The following is a 15,889-nucleotide window of genomic DNA, read 5'->3' on the forward strand; positions in this document are numbered from 1 at the left end:
CGCTCAAAACGTGACGGTCCATGCGGGCGGCGGGCCCGCGCCGATGTCGTGCGGCGCCGCCCGCGGATCGGGCCGCGACGCGTGACTCAGCGTGAACGGCGTGCCATGCACGCAACTGACGCTCGGCATGTCGATATCGGAGGCGTGCCGAGCGGCGGAGCCGATCGTGCAGGTTTCCGGAATGGTGAGACTGACGCGCAGCGAAATCGACGGTTCCGCGCCGCCAGCGAGCGATCCCGCGCCCAGCATCGCGAGCGCGATCGTCGCGCGGGTCATTTGGCCGGCTGTCATCGTGCGGCCCTCCTTCGTGCATTCATCCGGCGAATGCGCGAATTATCGGCGTGCGCTCGGAAAACTTGAACCCGCGCGCACGCGATCCGACCCTGCCGAGCCGTCAGCGCCCGGCGGCAAACCCGCCGAAAAACGCGCGCGCGTTCGCCTCGAGACTCGCGAGGTGATAACCGCCCTCCTGCACGATCACCGTCGGCAAGCCGAGCGCGCCGATCGCACCGCCGAGCCGCCCGAACCCGTCGGTCGTGACGGCGACCTGCGATTGCGGATCGTCCTTGTAGATGTCGAAACCGAGCGCGAGCACCAGCGCATCGGGCTGGAACCGCGCGAGTGCACGCAACGCGTCGTCGAGCCGCTCGAAGAATGCCGACTCCGGCGCGCCGTGCGGCATCGGCAGGTTGAGGTTGAAGCCGTCGCCGGCGCCCGCCCCCGTCTCTTCCTCGTAACCCGCGACGACCGGATAGAAGTTGGTCGGGTCGCCGTGAATCGACACGTACAGCACGTCGTCGCGGCCGTAGAAGATCTCCTGCACGCCCTGCCCGTGATGCATGTCGGTATCGAGCACCGCGACGCGGCGATGGCGACCGAGCAGCGCCTGCGCGGCGATCGCCGCATTGTTCAGGTAGCAGAAGCCGCCGGCCGCGTCGTGCCGCGCATGATGGCCGGGCGGCCGGCACAGCGCGTACGCTTCGCGTGCGCCGTCGTTGACGTCGGCCGCGGCGGCCAGCGCACCCTGCGCGGACCAGTACGCCGCGCGCCACGTGTTCGCGCCCACCGGGCAACTGCCGTCGGCGAGGTAGCGCGCGGCCTTCGCGAGCACGCCGCGCAGCGGGTTCGGGTCGCGCACGAACACGTTCGACATCACTTCGTCACCCCAGTCGTCGGGCATCTGCTTCCAGTCGCGGTGCGCGTCCTCGAGAAAGCGCAGGTAGTTCATGTCGTGCACGGCCGCGATCGGCGCGGTGCCGCGGTCGGCCGGCTCGCACACGTCGAAGTCGAGCGACCGGACGGCCGCGACGAGCCGCGCCGCGCGTTCGGGCACTTCCTGCGGTTCGCGCATCTGGCCGCGCGACAGGTAGCTGCGCGGATGGTGCAGCAGTTGTTCGGGATGGAAATAGGTTTTCATGGTGGTCCTCGTCGAGTCGCCGGATCAGGCGCCGTGCGCGACAGCCGCCGTGTCGACGCGCGCCGCGATGCCCGCGCGCGCCAGCACCGCATGGAGCAGCACGTTCGTGCCGCGCGTCACGTCGTCGGGCAACGCATCCTCGGCTTCGTTGTGCGACAGGCCGTCGACACACGGAATGAACACCATCGCGGTCGGGAAACGGCGCGCGAGCAGGATCGCATCGTGGCCGGCGCCGCTCACGATCCGCTCGTTCGAATAGCCGAACGCGGCGGCCGCCTGCGCGACCAGCCCGACGCAATCGCGGTCGAACGGCGTCGCCGGGCTGCGCCAGCAGGTGGCGATCGCCACCTGCACGCCGCGCGCGGCGGCCACGCGTGCGCAGGCGTCGCGCAGGTCGCGCTCCATCGCATCGACTTCGGCGTCGTCGTGATGACGCAGGTCGACCGCAAACGTCAGGTCGCCGGCAATCGTGTTGCGCGACGCGTTGCGAATGCCGACCTGCCCGATCGTCGCGAGCCCGCGCGGCGCGTAGGCGGCGACGATCCGTTCGAGTTCGAGCGCGATCTGCGCGCTCGCGAAATACGCGTCCTTGCGATAAGGCATCGGCGTCGTGCCCGCGTGCGCGGCCACGCCGGTCACCTTCACGTCGAGCCAGCGGATCGCCTGGCCGCCCGTGACGACGCCGACCGTCGTGCCGTTCGCCTCGAGCACCGGCCCCTGTTCGATATGCGCCTCGAAATACGCGTCGACCGCGCCGCCCGTCGCGCGCGTGCCGCGGTAGCCGCACGCGTCGAGCGCCGCGCCGAGCGTGACGCCGTCGGCGTCCTGCTTCGCGAGCGCGTCGTCGAGCGGCAACGCGCCCGTGAACACGGCCGAGCCGAGCATCGCCGGCGCGAAGCGTGCGCCCTCCTCGTTGGTCCAGGACACGATCTCGAGCGGCTTGTCGGTCGCGATGCCCGCGTCATTCAGCGTGCGCACGAGTTCAAGCGCGGCCAGCACGCCATAGACGCCGTCGAAGCGGCCGCCTTCGGGCTGCGTGTCGAGATGGCTGCCGATCAGCACAGGAGCTGCCCGCGCATCGGCGCCGTCGCGCCGCGCGAACAGGTTGCCGACCGCATCGACGCTCACCGTCATTCCCGCGTCGCGGCACCATTGCGCGAACAGGTCGCGCCCGCGCCGGTCTTCATCGGTCAACGCGAGGCGCCGGACGCCGCCGCGCGGGGTCGCGCCGACGCGCGCCATGTCGGTCAGGCTCCGCCACAGGCGGGCGCCGTCGATTTCCAGCAGGTCTTTCATATGCATTCCGGATCGATTCGTTCGTTGAAGGTCAGTGCGAGCCGAGCGCTTCGGCGACGGCCGGCCGCGCGGCGCGGCGCGCATCGAGCGCGACGATGCAGAGCAGCGAAATACCGGCGAGACACGTGTAGAACACCGCGAGCGGCCACCACTGGCCCGTGAAACGATGCGCAAGCCACGTGCCGACGAGCGGCGTCAGGCCGCCCGCGATCGCACCGCAAATCTGGTAAGCGAGCGAGATCGCCGAATAGCGCACGTGCGCGGGAAACACGTCGCTGACGAAGCCCGCGATCACCGAATAGAAGCCGGCCATGCACACCACGGCGAGTGCGATGCCGGCGATCAGCGACGCGGACGTGCCGCCCTGCACGAGCATGAACATCGGATACGGCGACAGCATCGCGAGCAGCGCCGCGAGCTTGAGGAAGCGCGCGCCGCCGATCCGCTCGGCGATCCAGGCGGCGAGCGGCTGCGCGAAGAACTGGATGATCGCGACCGCGAACAGGCTGTCGAGGATCAACGACCGCGACACGCCGACGTACTGCGTCGTGTACGCGATCATGAACGTGTTCGTGAAATAGACGCCCGCGATGCCGATCGTGTTCGCGCCGATGCAGAGCAGCACGAGCCCCGACGCGGAACGGAACACTTCCGCGACCGGCAGCTTCACCGTGCGGTTGGCTTCCTTCACCCGCGCGAATTCCGGCGACTCGTTCACGCCGAGCCGGATCAGGATGCCGACCACGAGCAGCACCGAACTCGCGAGAAACGGCAGGCGCCAGCCCCACGCGAGGAAGTCGGCCTTGTCCATCGACGTGACCGCGCGGAACGCGATCAGCGACAGGATCAGCCCGGCCGGGCTGCCGAGCTGTGCGAACGACGCGAAAAACGTGCGGCGCCCCTGCGGCGCATGCTCGCCCGCCATCAGCACCGCGCCGCCCCATTCGCCGCCCACCGCGATGCCCTGCACGACGCGCAGCGCGACGAGCAGCACCGGCGCGAGGATGCCGACCTTCGAATAAGCGGGCAGCAGCCCGACGCACACGGTCGCGACGCCCATCATCATCAACGTCGTCATCAGCGCCTTCTTGCGGCCGATGCGGTCGCCGAGATGGCCGAAGATCACGCCACCGAGCGGACGTGCGAAGAAGCCGACCGCGAACGTCGCGAACGACGCCATCGTGCTGACGAACGGGTCGTGCGACGGAAAATAGAGTTCGCCGAACACGAGCGCGGCGGCGGTCGCGTAGATGTAGAAGTCATACCACTCGATCATCGTGCCGATGAACGCGGCCGTCGCGGCGCGTGCCGGCTGGCGGGCGGAAGGAAGGGACTGGCTCATGCGGGCTCCTGACGCGCGCCGCGGCGGGGCAGCACGCAATATCGTGACGGCGGCCGTCTGTCGCGGCCTCGCGCCGCACGCTGCGGCGCCCCTCCTTTATCGATGGCCGGAAATCATTAGTCAAATTTCAAGTTATTATTCACGATATAAATTTAACTAATGCCCGTTCGCCGCCTGCCCGGAGACCCGATGCGCCCCGACCTCGCCCCGTTCCTGAACGACCGCCTCGACTGGAATCTGCTGCGCACCTATCTGGTGATCATGCAGGAACGCAGCGTGAGCCGCGCAGCCGCCCGCCTGCACGTCACGCAGCCGGCCGTGAGCCAGGCGCTGCGGCGGCTCGAAGAGACGCTCGAGCGCCGGCTGATCGAGCGGCGCGGCGCGCACTTCGCGCCGACGCCGGCCGGCGAAGTCGTGTACCGGATCGCGAGCGACATCTACGGCGGCATCTCGCGCCTCGAAACCGAAATCGACGACAGCACGGCCGACCTGACCGGCTCGATCCGGCTGCTGACGGTGAGCCGGATCGAATCGCCCGTCTACGACGAATTCCTCGCGGATTTTCATCGCGCGTATCCGCGTATCGATCTGCAGATCGAAGTGATGCGCTCATCCGACATCCTCTCCTCGCTGCTGCAGAAAACGGCCACGGCCGGGCTCGGCCTGTGCCGCACGCCGCACGACAAGCTGGAGATGCGCTGCTTCCTGCGCCAGCGCTACGCGATCTACTGCGGCCGCCATCACCGGCTGTTCGGGCAGACGCAGTTGCGGATGGACGATCTGCTCGCGGAGAATTTCGTGTCGTTCACGAGCGACCAGATCGGCGACAGCCTGTCGCCGCTCACCGTGTTTCGCGACCAGAAGGGCTTCACGGGACGCATCGTCGCGTCGTCGCCGAGCCTCGAGGAGGTGCGGCGGCTGATCTTCGCGGGCTACGGGATCGGCTGCCTGCCCGAGCACATCGTGCGCGACGACATCGCGCAGCAACGGCTGTGGCGGCTACCGCCCGACGACGGGCTCGTCGATGTCGACGTGTTCCTGCTGTGGCATCGCGACCGCAAGATGAACGCGGCCGAGCTGGCGTTTCTCGACGCGATGGAGCGCTGCATGCAGCGCTACTCGCTCGCTGAGCGGCTCGGGAAATGACGGTGCGCATGCGCCCGGAGCACGCGCCAGGCGCATGCGGCCCGGCGCGTCGCTCCGTGCGCGGGCATCAGAAGCGATGCACGATGCCGAGTTGCACGCCGCGCGCATTCGCGCCCGGATACGCGAGCGGCAGGCCGGGGTTCGCCGCGCCGGCGAGCGTATAGCCGGCCTGGTTGCGGTTGCGCAGGTACGACAGTGCGCCATAGAAGCTCGTGCGCTTCGACAGGTCGTATTCGTACATCAGCCCGAACTGGTCCGCATTGTCACCCTGCGACGACTGGTCGTGCAGGTACGCGTAACCGAGCGCGACATAGCTGGCCGGGTTGAACTGGTATTTGACCGACAGCCCGTACACGCGCGAATCGATCCCGAGGTCGGCCCACTTCACTGCAGAAAAACCGCCATACACGGTGGCCTTGCCGATTGCATACGATGCACCGGCCATGATCGTGCGATCCGTCGTGGTCGCCACGGTGTTCTTCAACCACTGGCCCGCGACGAATGCGCCGAACGGGCCGTGTTCGTAGGTCAGGTCGAACTGCTGGCTGGAGCCGGCCGAGCGCACGCCGCCCGCATCGCCGAACCCGAAGTACAGCCCGCCCTGGAAACCGGCAACCTCCGGGCTCTGGTACGACAGCGTGTTGCTCGTGCGGAACGCGAACACGGTCAGGTTGTCCATGCCGGATGCCTGCGTGACTCCGCCGAATGCATCCTGCCCGCCCTGATCGTTGAATAGCGGCGAATTCTGCCGGCCCGCACGCACCTTGCCCCATTGCCCCGCGATGCCGACCCACGCCTGCCGGTTGAACATCGTGCCGGCACTCGCGAGCGAGCCGTCGTTCGGGTTGAAGCCGTTTTCCAGCGCGAACTCGATCTTCTGGCCGCCGCCGATATCCTCGCCGCCCTTCAGCCCGAACCGGCTGCCCCACTGGCCGCCCGAGTTGATCGCGGCCGTATAGCCGTTGCCGGTATTCACGACCTGCGCGAATTCGTCGATCACGCCGTACAGCGTGACACCGTCCTGCGCGAACGCAGTGCCCGAACCGGCGACGCAGGCAAGCGCCACCGTGAGACGAAAACCGGCGTGCACCGGCCGCGCCCGGCAATCGATGCCGTGCGCTTCAATATGCTTAGTCATACTATTCGATAGGTCGAGATTGAAACGACACCGGGCGCGGCGTGAGCGCCGCACCGGTATTGCTGGATATCGGGATGTGTTGATGGAGCCGGACGCAGGCTGCGTCCGACTCGGCGCTCAGGCCGACGGTGTGCCGACCCGATGCGCGAAACGCGTGGTCAGTGGTGAACTTCGCCGCGTTCGAGCGGCAGGATCAGGCGTTCGGGAATGCTGCGTCGCGACGCGCGGGCGCAGACGTAATACAGCATGGCCGGCACGACGAGGCCGAGAATCCACGAGATATCGGTGCCGCCGAGCGCATCGACGAGCGGCCCCGTGTAGATGTGCGTCGACATGAACGGCAGTTGCACGAGGATGCCGACCACGTAGATCGCGATGGCCATCACGTTCCAGCGGCCGTAGCGGCCATCGGGATCGGACAGCGCCGGCACGTCGTAGCGCGAGCGCGTGAAGCAGTAGTAATCGACCAGGTTGATCGCGCTCCACGGCGTGAAGAACGCGAGCAGGAACAGGATGAACGCGGTGAATTCCTTCAGGAACGAATGACGGCCCGCGAGCGCGATCAGCGTCGACACGCAGATCATCCCGAAGATGTACACGAGGCGGCTCTTCGACGATACCGCGCCCTTGCCGCGAAAGCCGCTGACGATCGTCGCCATCGACATGAAGCTGCCGTACGCGTTGAGCGCCGTCACCGTCACCTTGCCGAACGCGATGCTGAAATACAGCAGCGCGGCCACCGCGCCCGTCGAGCCCAGGCCGACGATGTACGACACCTCATGGTGCGCGAACTGGCTGCCGGCCAGCGCCGCCGCGAACACGCCGAACACCATCGCCGCCTGCGCACCGATCACCGAGCCGAGGCCGACCGCGAGAAACGTCGCGACCGACGACGTCGAGCGCGGCAGGTAGCGCGAATAATCGGCCACGTACGGGCCGAACGCGATCTGCCACGACGCGGACAGCGACATCGCGAGCAGGAAGCTCGCGAGAGAGAAATGCTTGTTCGCGAGCAACGCGCCGATGTCGTGGTTCGCGAACAGTTGCGCGAACATGTAGACGAACGCGACGATGCCGACCACGCTCGCGATCCGGCCGACGAAGTGGATCGCGCGATAGCCGAACACGGTCAGCACGACGATCACGGCCGCGAACAGCAGGATGCCGGCCGCGTCGTCGACGTGCAGCAGTTGCGCGACGGCCTGCCCGGCCAGCACCGAGCCGCTCGCGGAAAAGCCGATGTACATCAGGCACACCAGCACGATCGGGATCATCGCGCCGTACACGCCGAACTGCACGCGGCTCGAGATCATCTGCGGCAGCCCGAGCTGCGGCCCCTGCGCGCCGTGCAGCGCCATCACCGCGCCGCCGACGAGCTGGCCGAGCAGCAGCGCGACCAGCGACCAGAACACGTCGCCGCCGAGCACGACCGCCAGCGCGCCCGTGACGATGGCCGTGATCTGCATGTTCGCCGACAGCCACAGCGTGAACTGGCTCAGCAGGCCGCCGTGGCGCTCGGCGTCGGGAATGAAGTCGATCGAGCGTACCTCGATCAGTCCGCCGGCTTTTCCACTGGAATTCGTTGACACGGGTCAATCTCCAAAATACTCAGGACCACACATGGTTTGAACGGGACAGGAAACTGCGAGCCGCCCTTTCGGCTCTGCGGTGCGGGGCGCCGTGGATCGCCGGCATGCGCCACGCACGCACGGTCTGCACGCTGGCGCGCAAGCGGCACGACGTGTGCCGACATTGCCAGCGGATGATGTTGTATATACAACTTGCGAGATATCGGTGATTACCCGGTATCGATCGAATTTCGAAATCGTCCGAGTCATTGCGGCCCGCCAGCGCAGTATTGCCGCAAGCCGGATGTCGGAAAAATGAAAGTTCGGTCCACCCGGGGCCGATCGGGCGCAGCCGTCACCGCATGGGAAACGCAGACGAATTACCGGACGGGCGCACCCGCCGGCACCGCATCAGACCAGTTGGTCGGATGCGACGACCTGCACGCCCGGCCGGGCGTCGATCGCCGCGTCGAGCAACGCCCGCGCAATCCGCGGCGCGGGATTCACGCGCCACTTCGCCGGCAGCACCGGCGCGGCGGCGCTCAGCGCGAACACGAACAGCCGCTCGCCGAACCGGAACTCGTCGCGGCTGCCGCCGATCAGGCCCGGTCGCACGTACGTGAGCGAATCGAAGCCGACGCCGGCGAGCGCCTGCTCGACCTCGCCCTTCACGCGGTTGTAGAAGATGCGCGACCCAGCATCGGCGCCGAGCGCGGAATTCAGCACGTAGGTCGGCGTGCCGTGCCGGTGCGCGAGCCGCGCGACCGCGAGCGGATAGTCGTGATCGACGCGCCGGAAGGCCGCTTGCGAGCCGGCGGCCCGCATCGTCGTGCCGAGCGTGCAGATCACGGCATCCGCGTGCCACCAGTCGCCCGTGTCGGGCAGATGGTCGAAATCGACTTCCAGCGCACGCATCTTCGGATGCGGCGACAGCGGCCGGCGCGCGAGAACGACCACCTGATCGACCCGCGAATCGGTGAGCGCGACTTCGAGGACGTGGCGCCCGACGAGTCCGGTCGCGCCGACGAGCAGCAGTTTCATGTCCGGTTGTTCCGTGTGAAGCCTGCGTTGCGGGCCGAGGCGGCCCGGTTTCCGGCTATCGACATGATCGTCGGCCGACGTGGCGGCGGCAACCCTCCCCTCGTCTCGAAAAATTACGGGCCTGTCAGGCGCCGTTCCGGGCGATCGAATACGACCGCTGCGCCTGACTCGCGTTCCCGACCCGGCGCGCGGGCACGGGCAATCCGATCAGGTCGGCTTCGAGACCGGCGCGAGCGGATGCCGAATGAACAACATGAAATACGTGAAACGCCGCAAGCGCTGCCGATGCGTACGCGACGCACCGGCAGCGCTCCGTCAAGCCCGCACGTCAGACATGCAGCGCGTGTCCGAGCGCGCGCAACGCCGCTTCCTGAAGCGCTTCGCCGAGCGTCGGATGCGCGTGGATCGTGCCGCCGATGTCTTCCAGCCGCGCGCCCATCTCCAGCGACTGCGAGAACGCCGCGGCCAGCTCCGACACCCCGCGCCCGACCGCCTGCCAGCCGACGATCAGGTGATTGTCGCGCCGGGCGACGACGCGCACGAATCCGTCGGTCGCCTGCAACGTCATCGCGCGCCCGTTCGCCGCGAACGGGAACGATGCGCTCAGACAATCGACGCCGGCCGCGTGCGCATCGTCCGGCGACCAGCCGGCCGTCACGATCTCGGGATCGGTGAAGCACACAGCCGGAATCGCCGCGGGCGTGAACTGGCGACGCCGGCCGGCGATCAGCTCGGCCACCATCTCGCCCTGCGCCATCGCGCGATGCGCGAGCATCGGTTCGCCCGCGACGTCGCCGATCGCCCACACGTTGCGCATCGAGGTCCGGCATGCGTCGTCGATTCGCAACGCGCGGCCGTTGCGATCGAGCATCAGCGTCTCGAGCCCGAACCCGTCGACGCGCGGCTTGCGGCCGACGGCAACCAGCACGCGATCGGCCGGCAGCGTCTGCTCGGCGCCGTCGGCCGCCCGCACGCGCACCGCGCCGTGCGCGTCCAGCCCGAGCACGGTGTGGCCGAGCCACAGCCGCACGCCGAGGCGCGCGAGCGAATCGGCCACCGGCCGCACGAGTTCGGCATCGTACGCAGGCAGCACGCGCTCGGCCGCCTCGACGACGCTGACGTCGACGCCGAGCTTGCGATAGACGATCCCGAGTTCGAGCCCGATATAGCCGGCCCCGACGACGACCAGCCGCTTCGGCAGCGTCGCGGGCGACAGCGCGTCGGTGGACGACACGACGTGCCCGCCGAACGGCATCGACGGCAGCTCGACCGGTTCGGAACCGGTCGCGAGCAACAAGTGCTCGCAACCGATCCGCACCGCGTGGCCGCCGCTGACGACCTCGACGGTCTTGCCGTCGATCACGCGCGCTTCGCCATGCAGCACGCGCACGCCGTTCTTCTTGAGCAGCGCGCCGACGCCGCGGGTCAGCCGGTCGACGATGCCGTCCTTCCATGCGACGCTTTTCGCGATGTCGATCTCCGGCGTGCGCACGCGGATGCCGAGCGCCGCTTCACCGGCATGGCCGCACGCCTGCTCGAACGCGTCGGCCACGTGGATCAGCGCCTTCGACGGAATGCAGCCGATGTTCAGGCAGGTGCCGCCGAGCCGGTCGCGTTCGACGAGCACGGTCGGAATGCCGAGCTGGCCGGCACGGATCGCGGCGACGTAGCCGCCCGGGCCGCCGCCGATGACGAGCAGTGTGGTGTGTTCGTTCTTCATCGGCTTACTCCACGAACAGCAGTGCCGGGCGTTCGAGCACCGCGCGCACGGCCTGGATGAATTCGGCCGCGTCCGCGCCATCGACGACGCGATGGTCGAACGACGACGACAGGTTCATCATCTTGCGCGCGACGACCGCGCCGTCGCGGATCATCGGCCGCTCGACGATCCGGTTCACGCCGACGATGCCGACTTCCGGATGATTGATCACCGGCGTCGACACGATGCCGCCGAGCGCGCCGAGGCTCGAGATCGTGATGGTCGAGCCGCTCAACTCGTCGCGCTGCGCGCGGTTCGCCCGCACCGCGTCGGCAAGCCGTGCGATTTCCGCCGCGATCGACCACACGTCGCGCGCTTCCGCATGACGCAGCACGGGCACCGTGAGGCCGCCGTCCGTCTGCGTCGCGACGCCCACGTGCACCGCGCCGTAGCGCGTGACGACGCCCGCTTCGTCATCGAAACGCGCGTTGATCTGCGGGAAGTCGCGCAGCGCGATCACCATCGCGCGGATCAGCAGCGGCAGCGGCGTGAGCTTGCCGCGCGTGTCGCCGTGGCGGCGGTTCAGTTCCGTGCGCAACGATTCGAGCTCGGTGACGTCGATTTCCTCGACGTAGCTGAAGTGCGGGATGCGGCGCTTCGCCTCCTGCATCTTGCGCGCGATCGCGCGCCGCAGGCCGATCACCGGCACTTCGGTTTCGTCGTGGCGCTCGTCGTAGCCGCGCGGTTGCGATCCGTGCGCCGCGCCGCCGGTACGCGCATACGCGTCGAGATCGGCATGCAGGATGCGCCCGGCTTCACCAGTGCCGCGCACGTAGCGCAGCTCGATGCCCATGTCCCACGCGCGCTGACGCACGGCCGGCGACGCGAGCGGCCGTTCGCCCGGCGCGAGCGCCGCGCGCGGCGGCGCGGCCGGTTCGTCGCGACGCGGTTTCGCCGGTGCCCGGGGCGCCGCGGGCTGCGCAGGCGGTTCGACCGACGTGTCGGCCACCGGCTTCGACGGCGCCGCCGCCTCGACCGGTGCGGTTGCTACCTTCGTTTCCCGCACCGGTGCCGCGGCCTTCAGGTTGCCGTCGCCTTCGACTTCCAGCCGAATCAGCTCGCTACCCACCGCCATCATCTCGCCGATCCGGCCGCCCAGTTCAATCACCTTGCCCGTCACCGGCGACGGAATCTCGACCGCCGCCTTGTCGGTCATCACGTCGGCGAGCGGCTGGTCTTCCTTGATCGTCTGCCCGACTTCCACATGCCAGGCCACCAGCTCGACCTCGGCGATCCCTTCGCCGATATCCGGCATCTTGATGACATGAATCCCCATCTCACGCCTCCATCACGCGTCGCAACGCTTCACCGACCCGGGTCGGCCCCGGAAAGTACGCCCATTCCTGCGCATGCGGATACGGGGTGTCCCAGCCCGTCGTGCGCTCGACCGGCGCTTCGAGGTGGTAGAAGCAGTGCTCCTGCACCAGCGATACGAGCTCCGCGCCATAGCCGCAGGTGCGCGTCGCCTCGTGCACCACGACGCAGCGCCCGGTCTTGCGCACCGACGCAACGATCGTGTCGAGATCGAGCGGCCACAGCGTGCGCAGGTCGATCACTTCCGCGTCGATGCCCGTCTCCTCGGCGGCGGCCAGCGACACGTGCACCGTCGTGCCGTAGGTCAGCACCGTCACGTCGTTGCCGGGCCGCACGACGGCGGCCGTATCGAGCGGCACCGTGTAGTAGCCCTCGGGCACCGCGCTCGCCGGATGCTTGAGCCACGACGTGACGGGCCGTTCGTGATGGCCGTCGAACGGCCCGTTGTACAGCCGTTTCGGTTCGAGGAAGATCACCGGATCGTCGTTCTCGATCGACGCGATCAAGAGCCCTTTCGCGTCGTACGGATTCGACGGCATCACCGTGCGCAGCCCGCACACCTGCGTGAACATCGCCTCCGGGCTCTGGCTGTGCGTCTGCCCGCCGTAGATGCCGCCGCCGCACGGCATCCGGATCGTCATCGGCGCGGTGAACTGGCCGGCCGAGCGGTAGCGCAGCCGCGCGCCTTCCGACACGATCTGGTCGGATGCCGGATAGAAATAGTCGGCGAACTGGATCTCGCACACGGGCCGCAGCCCGTATGCGCCCATCCCCACCGCCGCGCCGACGATCCCGCCTTCGGAGATCGGCGCATCGAACACGCGCGACTTGCCGTATTTGTTCTGCAGTCCTTCGGTACAGCGGAACACGCCGCCGAAATAGCCGACGTCCTGCCCGAACACGACCACGTCGCTGTCGCGTCCGAGCATCACGTCCATCGCGGAGCGCAGCGCCTGGATCATCGTCATCGGCTGCGTCGCCGTATCTGTCTCGTGTTGCGCCATGATCACGCTCCCAGTTCCTGGCGCTGACGGCGCAGGTGCGCGGGCAGCTCCTTGTAGACGTCGTCGAACATCGAGGCCGGCGACGGAATCCGGTCGTCGGCCAGCGTCCCGTACTTCTCCGCTTCCTTCTGCGCGGCGATCACCTCGGCCTCGAGCTCGGCCGTCAACGCGTCGTGCGCGCTGTCCGACCAGATGCCCTTCACGATCAGGTGGCGCTTGAAGCGCTCGATCGGATCGCCCAGTGGAAAATGGGACCAGTCGTCGCTCGGCCGGTACTTGGTCGGATCGTCGGACGTCGAATGCGCGCCCGCGCGATAGGTCACCCACTCGATCAGCGTCGGGCCAAGATTGCGACGTGCGCGTTCGGCCGCCCAGCTCGATGCCGCGTAGATCGCGAGGAAGTCGTTGCCGTCGACGCGCAGCGACGCGATCCCGCAGCCGACGCCGCGCCCGGCGAAGGTCGTGCCCTCGCCGCCCGCGATCGCCTGGAAGGTCGAGATCGCCCACTGGTTGTTGACCACGTTCAGCACGACCGGCGCGCGGTACACGTGCGCGAACGTGAGCGCGGTGTGGAAATCGGCTTCGGCCGTCGCGCCGTCGCCGATCCATGCGGATGCGATCTTCGTGTCGCCCTTGATCGCCGACGCCATCGCCCAGCCGACCGCCTGGATGAACTGCGTCGCGAGATTGCCGGAAATCGAGAAGAAACCGGCTTCGCGGTCCGAGTACATCACCGGGAGCTGGCGGCCCTTCAGCGGATCACCCTCGTTCGACATCAGCTGGCAGATCATCCGCTCCAGCGGCACGTCGCGCGCGATCAGGATGCTCTGCTGCCGGTAGGTCGGAAAGCACATGTCGCCGTCGCGCAGCGCCATCGCGTGCGCGGTGCCGATCGCCTCTTCGCCGAGGCTCAACATGTAGAAGGAGATTTTCTTCTGACGCTGCGCGATCATCATGCGCGCGTCGAAAATACGGGTCTTGAGCATCGCGCGCAGCCCGGCAATCAGCCGCGCATCGTCGAGATCCGGCGCCCACGGGCCGACGGCCTTGCCGCTGTCGTCGAGCACGCGCACGAGGCTGCGGGCGAGATCGGCGGTGTCCGCCGCGGCAACGTCGATCGGTGGGCGGCGCACGGCGCCGGCCGGCGATAGATGCAGATAGGAAAAGTCCGTCTTGCAGCCCGGGCGCCCGGTGGGCTCCGGCACATGCAGACGCAATGGCTCTGACAGGCTCATCGTGTCGTCTCCACGCTCGATTGTGTCTCACGCTGTTTGGGAACGCGCGGGCCGGTTGCCGGCCTGCGCGCGAGCTGACGCGCGGATAAGCACGTCAACCTTGGAAATTTATGCCTGGCAGCGGCGGGCGTCGATGCCCAAGCCGCTCGTTCGTGATGAGCAGATTTGCCATGGCAGATCGCGGTGGCGGCACGTGCGTGCAGCGGCCGGCTTTGGCGACGGACGGTTTGCTGCAGCGCATCGTCGTTGGGGCAGCGACGAGCGGGCATCGAGGGACGGACGGATTGGCGCCGTCCCGATCATGTGAGGGTACGAAGCAAAAGACCCCGCGAAATTCTGAATTTCAGCGGGGTCTTTCATCGGGTGCGGGCGCTCGTGCGCCCGCTTGCCGGCTTACTGCGGGGTGCGATCGATCACGCGTCGGGACGGAAGAGGTCGAAGCGGCTGTCGGGCTTCACGTGCACATAGGCCGACGGGCCGCCCGCACGAAGAATGATGCCCGCGCCGAACGTGTCGAAAATGCCGTCCTTCAGCAGGTCATGGCGGATATGAACGGCGATGACCTCGCCCAGCACCAGCGTGGCCGGCGTCTCGACACCGTGATGATCGCGCAGCCGGATCACGTCGGTCACCTTGCATTCGAAGTTCACGCCGCTTTCCGCAACGCGCGGCACGTCGACGAGGCGCGACGGCACCGCGGTCAAGCCGCCGAGTTCGAATTCGTTGACGTCGTACGGCACGGCGGCGCAGGTCTGGTTCATCCGCTCGGCGAGATCGCGCGTCGCGAGGTTCCACACGAACTCGCCGGTTTCCTGCACGTTGCGCAGGCTGTCCTTCGCGGCGGTGCTCGAAAAGCCGATGATCGGCGGGCGATAGTTGAACGCGTTGAAGAAACTGTACGGCGCGAGGTTCAGCGTACCGTCGCTGCCGCGGGACGAAATCCAGCCGATCGGGCGCGGGCCGATGATCGCGTTCAACGGGTCGTGCGGCAGGCCGTGGCCTTGCGACGGTTCGTAATAGTGATGGGTCGAGTCGGTCATGACGGGTGGTCTTGCGACAGGCAAACGATGAGGGAAGCGGTCGGCGGGACGCGTTCGCCGGTGGCGACGCAGGCGCCCGGTGCGACGTGCCTGGCAGTATCACATGGCGCCGTTTTCGGTGCAGGGAAGCGTATCGCGAGCCGCGCTGGCGAGCCGCTTCATGTACCCGCGCCAAACAAAAAACCCGCGAGCGCTGCATTTCTCGCGGGTTTTTCACACCTTCATCGAATCGAATCGCATCAACGCAATCGATGGTGCCGGGGACCGGACTCGAACCGGCAAGCCAGTTAAGGCGGCGGATTTTCGTCACACTGCTTCTTTCAAAGCCGGCGTCGCGTGCGCGAACCGTTCGTGCGCTGGACTATGCCTTCACCGTCGCGCGCGGGCGTGACCGCTGCCCGTGCACCTTAGGCGCCCCCCGTCTAGTCTCTACACCTTCCTCGCGGATGCCGCGAGGCTTGGCTCGGCGTTGCCTCGATGCGCACATCAGGGGTTTCGCCGAATTTGAAGGGTTCTGCACCGACCGTTTCCGGCCGGGCACTCAATCGTTTAAGTCCGCTATGTTTACCAATTTCATCACCCCGGCAAG

Annotated in this window: 13 protein-coding genes; 1 reads left to right on the forward strand and 12 read right to left on the reverse strand. The window is 67.8% G+C overall.

The window, feature by feature from the left end; genetic code table 11:
* Positions 1 to 3: 3 nt before the first annotated feature.
* The 4 genes from HWX07_RS09935 to HWX07_RS09950 all read right to left on the reverse strand — a co-directional run bounded on the left by HWX07_RS09935 (position 4) and on the right by HWX07_RS09950 (position 4,055).
* Positions 4 to 291: a hypothetical protein gene (locus tag HWX07_RS09935; protein ID WP_175876204.1), complete on the reverse strand. Its 288-nt coding sequence runs from the start codon at positions 289 to 291 to the stop codon at positions 4 to 6.
* Positions 292 to 394: 103 nt separating this feature from the next.
* Complete coding sequence (locus HWX07_RS09940) at positions 395 to 1,417, reverse strand: histone deacetylase family protein (protein ID WP_175876205.1); 1,023 nt, start codon at positions 1,415 to 1,417, stop codon at positions 395 to 397.
* Between the two features lie 24 nt (positions 1,418 to 1,441).
* Entirely contained in the window at positions 1,442 to 2,713 is a 1,272-nt protein-coding gene (locus HWX07_RS09945; RefSeq protein WP_175876206.1) for a Zn-dependent hydrolase, read from the reverse strand.
* Between the two features lie 31 nt (positions 2,714 to 2,744).
* Positions 2,745 to 4,055 (reverse strand): MFS transporter, encoded by a 1,311-nt coding sequence (locus HWX07_RS09950; protein WP_175876207.1) that lies wholly within the window; start codon positions 4,053 to 4,055, stop codon positions 2,745 to 2,747.
* Between the two features lie 189 nt (positions 4,056 to 4,244).
* Here HWX07_RS09950 and HWX07_RS09955 point away from each other — a divergent pair, with 189 nt between their 5' ends.
* Positions 4,245 to 5,201 carry a LysR family transcriptional regulator gene (locus HWX07_RS09955; protein ID WP_175876208.1) on the forward strand — a complete coding sequence of 319 codons (957 nt, stop codon included), beginning with the start codon at positions 4,245 to 4,247 and terminating at the stop codon, positions 5,199 to 5,201.
* 67 nt (positions 5,202 to 5,268) lie between these two features.
* Here the strand turns inward: HWX07_RS09955 and HWX07_RS09960 are convergent, their stop codons facing one another.
* The 8 genes from HWX07_RS09960 to HWX07_RS09995 form a co-directional block, all read right to left on the reverse strand.
* On the reverse strand, positions 5,269 to 6,339 hold the full coding sequence (locus HWX07_RS09960; protein ID WP_175876209.1) for a porin: 1,071 nt from the start codon (positions 6,337 to 6,339) through the stop codon (positions 5,269 to 5,271).
* Between the two features lie 158 nt (positions 6,340 to 6,497).
* Positions 6,498 to 7,928, reverse strand: coding sequence for a cytosine permease (locus HWX07_RS09965; RefSeq protein ID WP_175876210.1), 1,431 nt, complete (start codon positions 7,926 to 7,928; stop codon positions 6,498 to 6,500).
* Positions 7,929 to 8,318: 390 nt separating this feature from the next.
* Positions 8,319 to 8,948: an NAD(P)H-binding protein gene (locus HWX07_RS09970; RefSeq protein ID WP_175876211.1), complete on the reverse strand. Its 630-nt coding sequence runs from the start codon at positions 8,946 to 8,948 to the stop codon at positions 8,319 to 8,321.
* Between the two features lie 328 nt (positions 8,949 to 9,276).
* Entirely contained in the window at positions 9,277 to 10,668 is a 1,392-nt protein-coding gene (gene lpdA / locus HWX07_RS09975; protein ID WP_175876212.1) for a dihydrolipoyl dehydrogenase, read from the reverse strand.
* A 4-nt stretch (positions 10,669 to 10,672) separates the two neighbouring features.
* A complete protein-coding gene (locus tag HWX07_RS09980) occupies positions 10,673 to 11,983 on the reverse strand; it encodes a dihydrolipoamide acetyltransferase family protein (protein WP_175876213.1) in 1,311 nt (436 codons plus the stop codon).
* Between the two features lies 1 nt (position 11,984).
* The gene (locus HWX07_RS09985) at positions 11,985 to 13,025 is read right to left on the reverse strand and encodes an alpha-ketoacid dehydrogenase subunit beta (protein WP_124467042.1); all 1,041 of its coding nucleotides are present in this window, start codon (positions 13,023 to 13,025) and stop codon (positions 11,985 to 11,987) included.
* A 2-nt stretch (positions 13,026 to 13,027) separates the two neighbouring features.
* Positions 13,028 to 14,260, reverse strand: coding sequence for a 3-methyl-2-oxobutanoate dehydrogenase (2-methylpropanoyl-transferring) subunit alpha (locus HWX07_RS09990; RefSeq protein WP_175876214.1), 1,233 nt, complete (start codon positions 14,258 to 14,260; stop codon positions 13,028 to 13,030).
* 413 nt (positions 14,261 to 14,673) lie between these two features.
* Positions 14,674 to 15,300 carry a flavin reductase family protein gene (locus tag HWX07_RS09995; protein WP_175876215.1) on the reverse strand — a complete coding sequence of 209 codons (627 nt, stop codon included), beginning with the start codon at positions 15,298 to 15,300 and terminating at the stop codon, positions 14,674 to 14,676.
* Between the last annotated feature and the right edge of the window lie 589 nt (positions 15,301 to 15,889).

This window comes from Burkholderia sp. BCC0097 (genome assembly GCF_902832985.1).
Classification (GTDB): Bacteria; Pseudomonadota; Gammaproteobacteria; order Burkholderiales; family Burkholderiaceae; genus Burkholderia; species Burkholderia orbicola.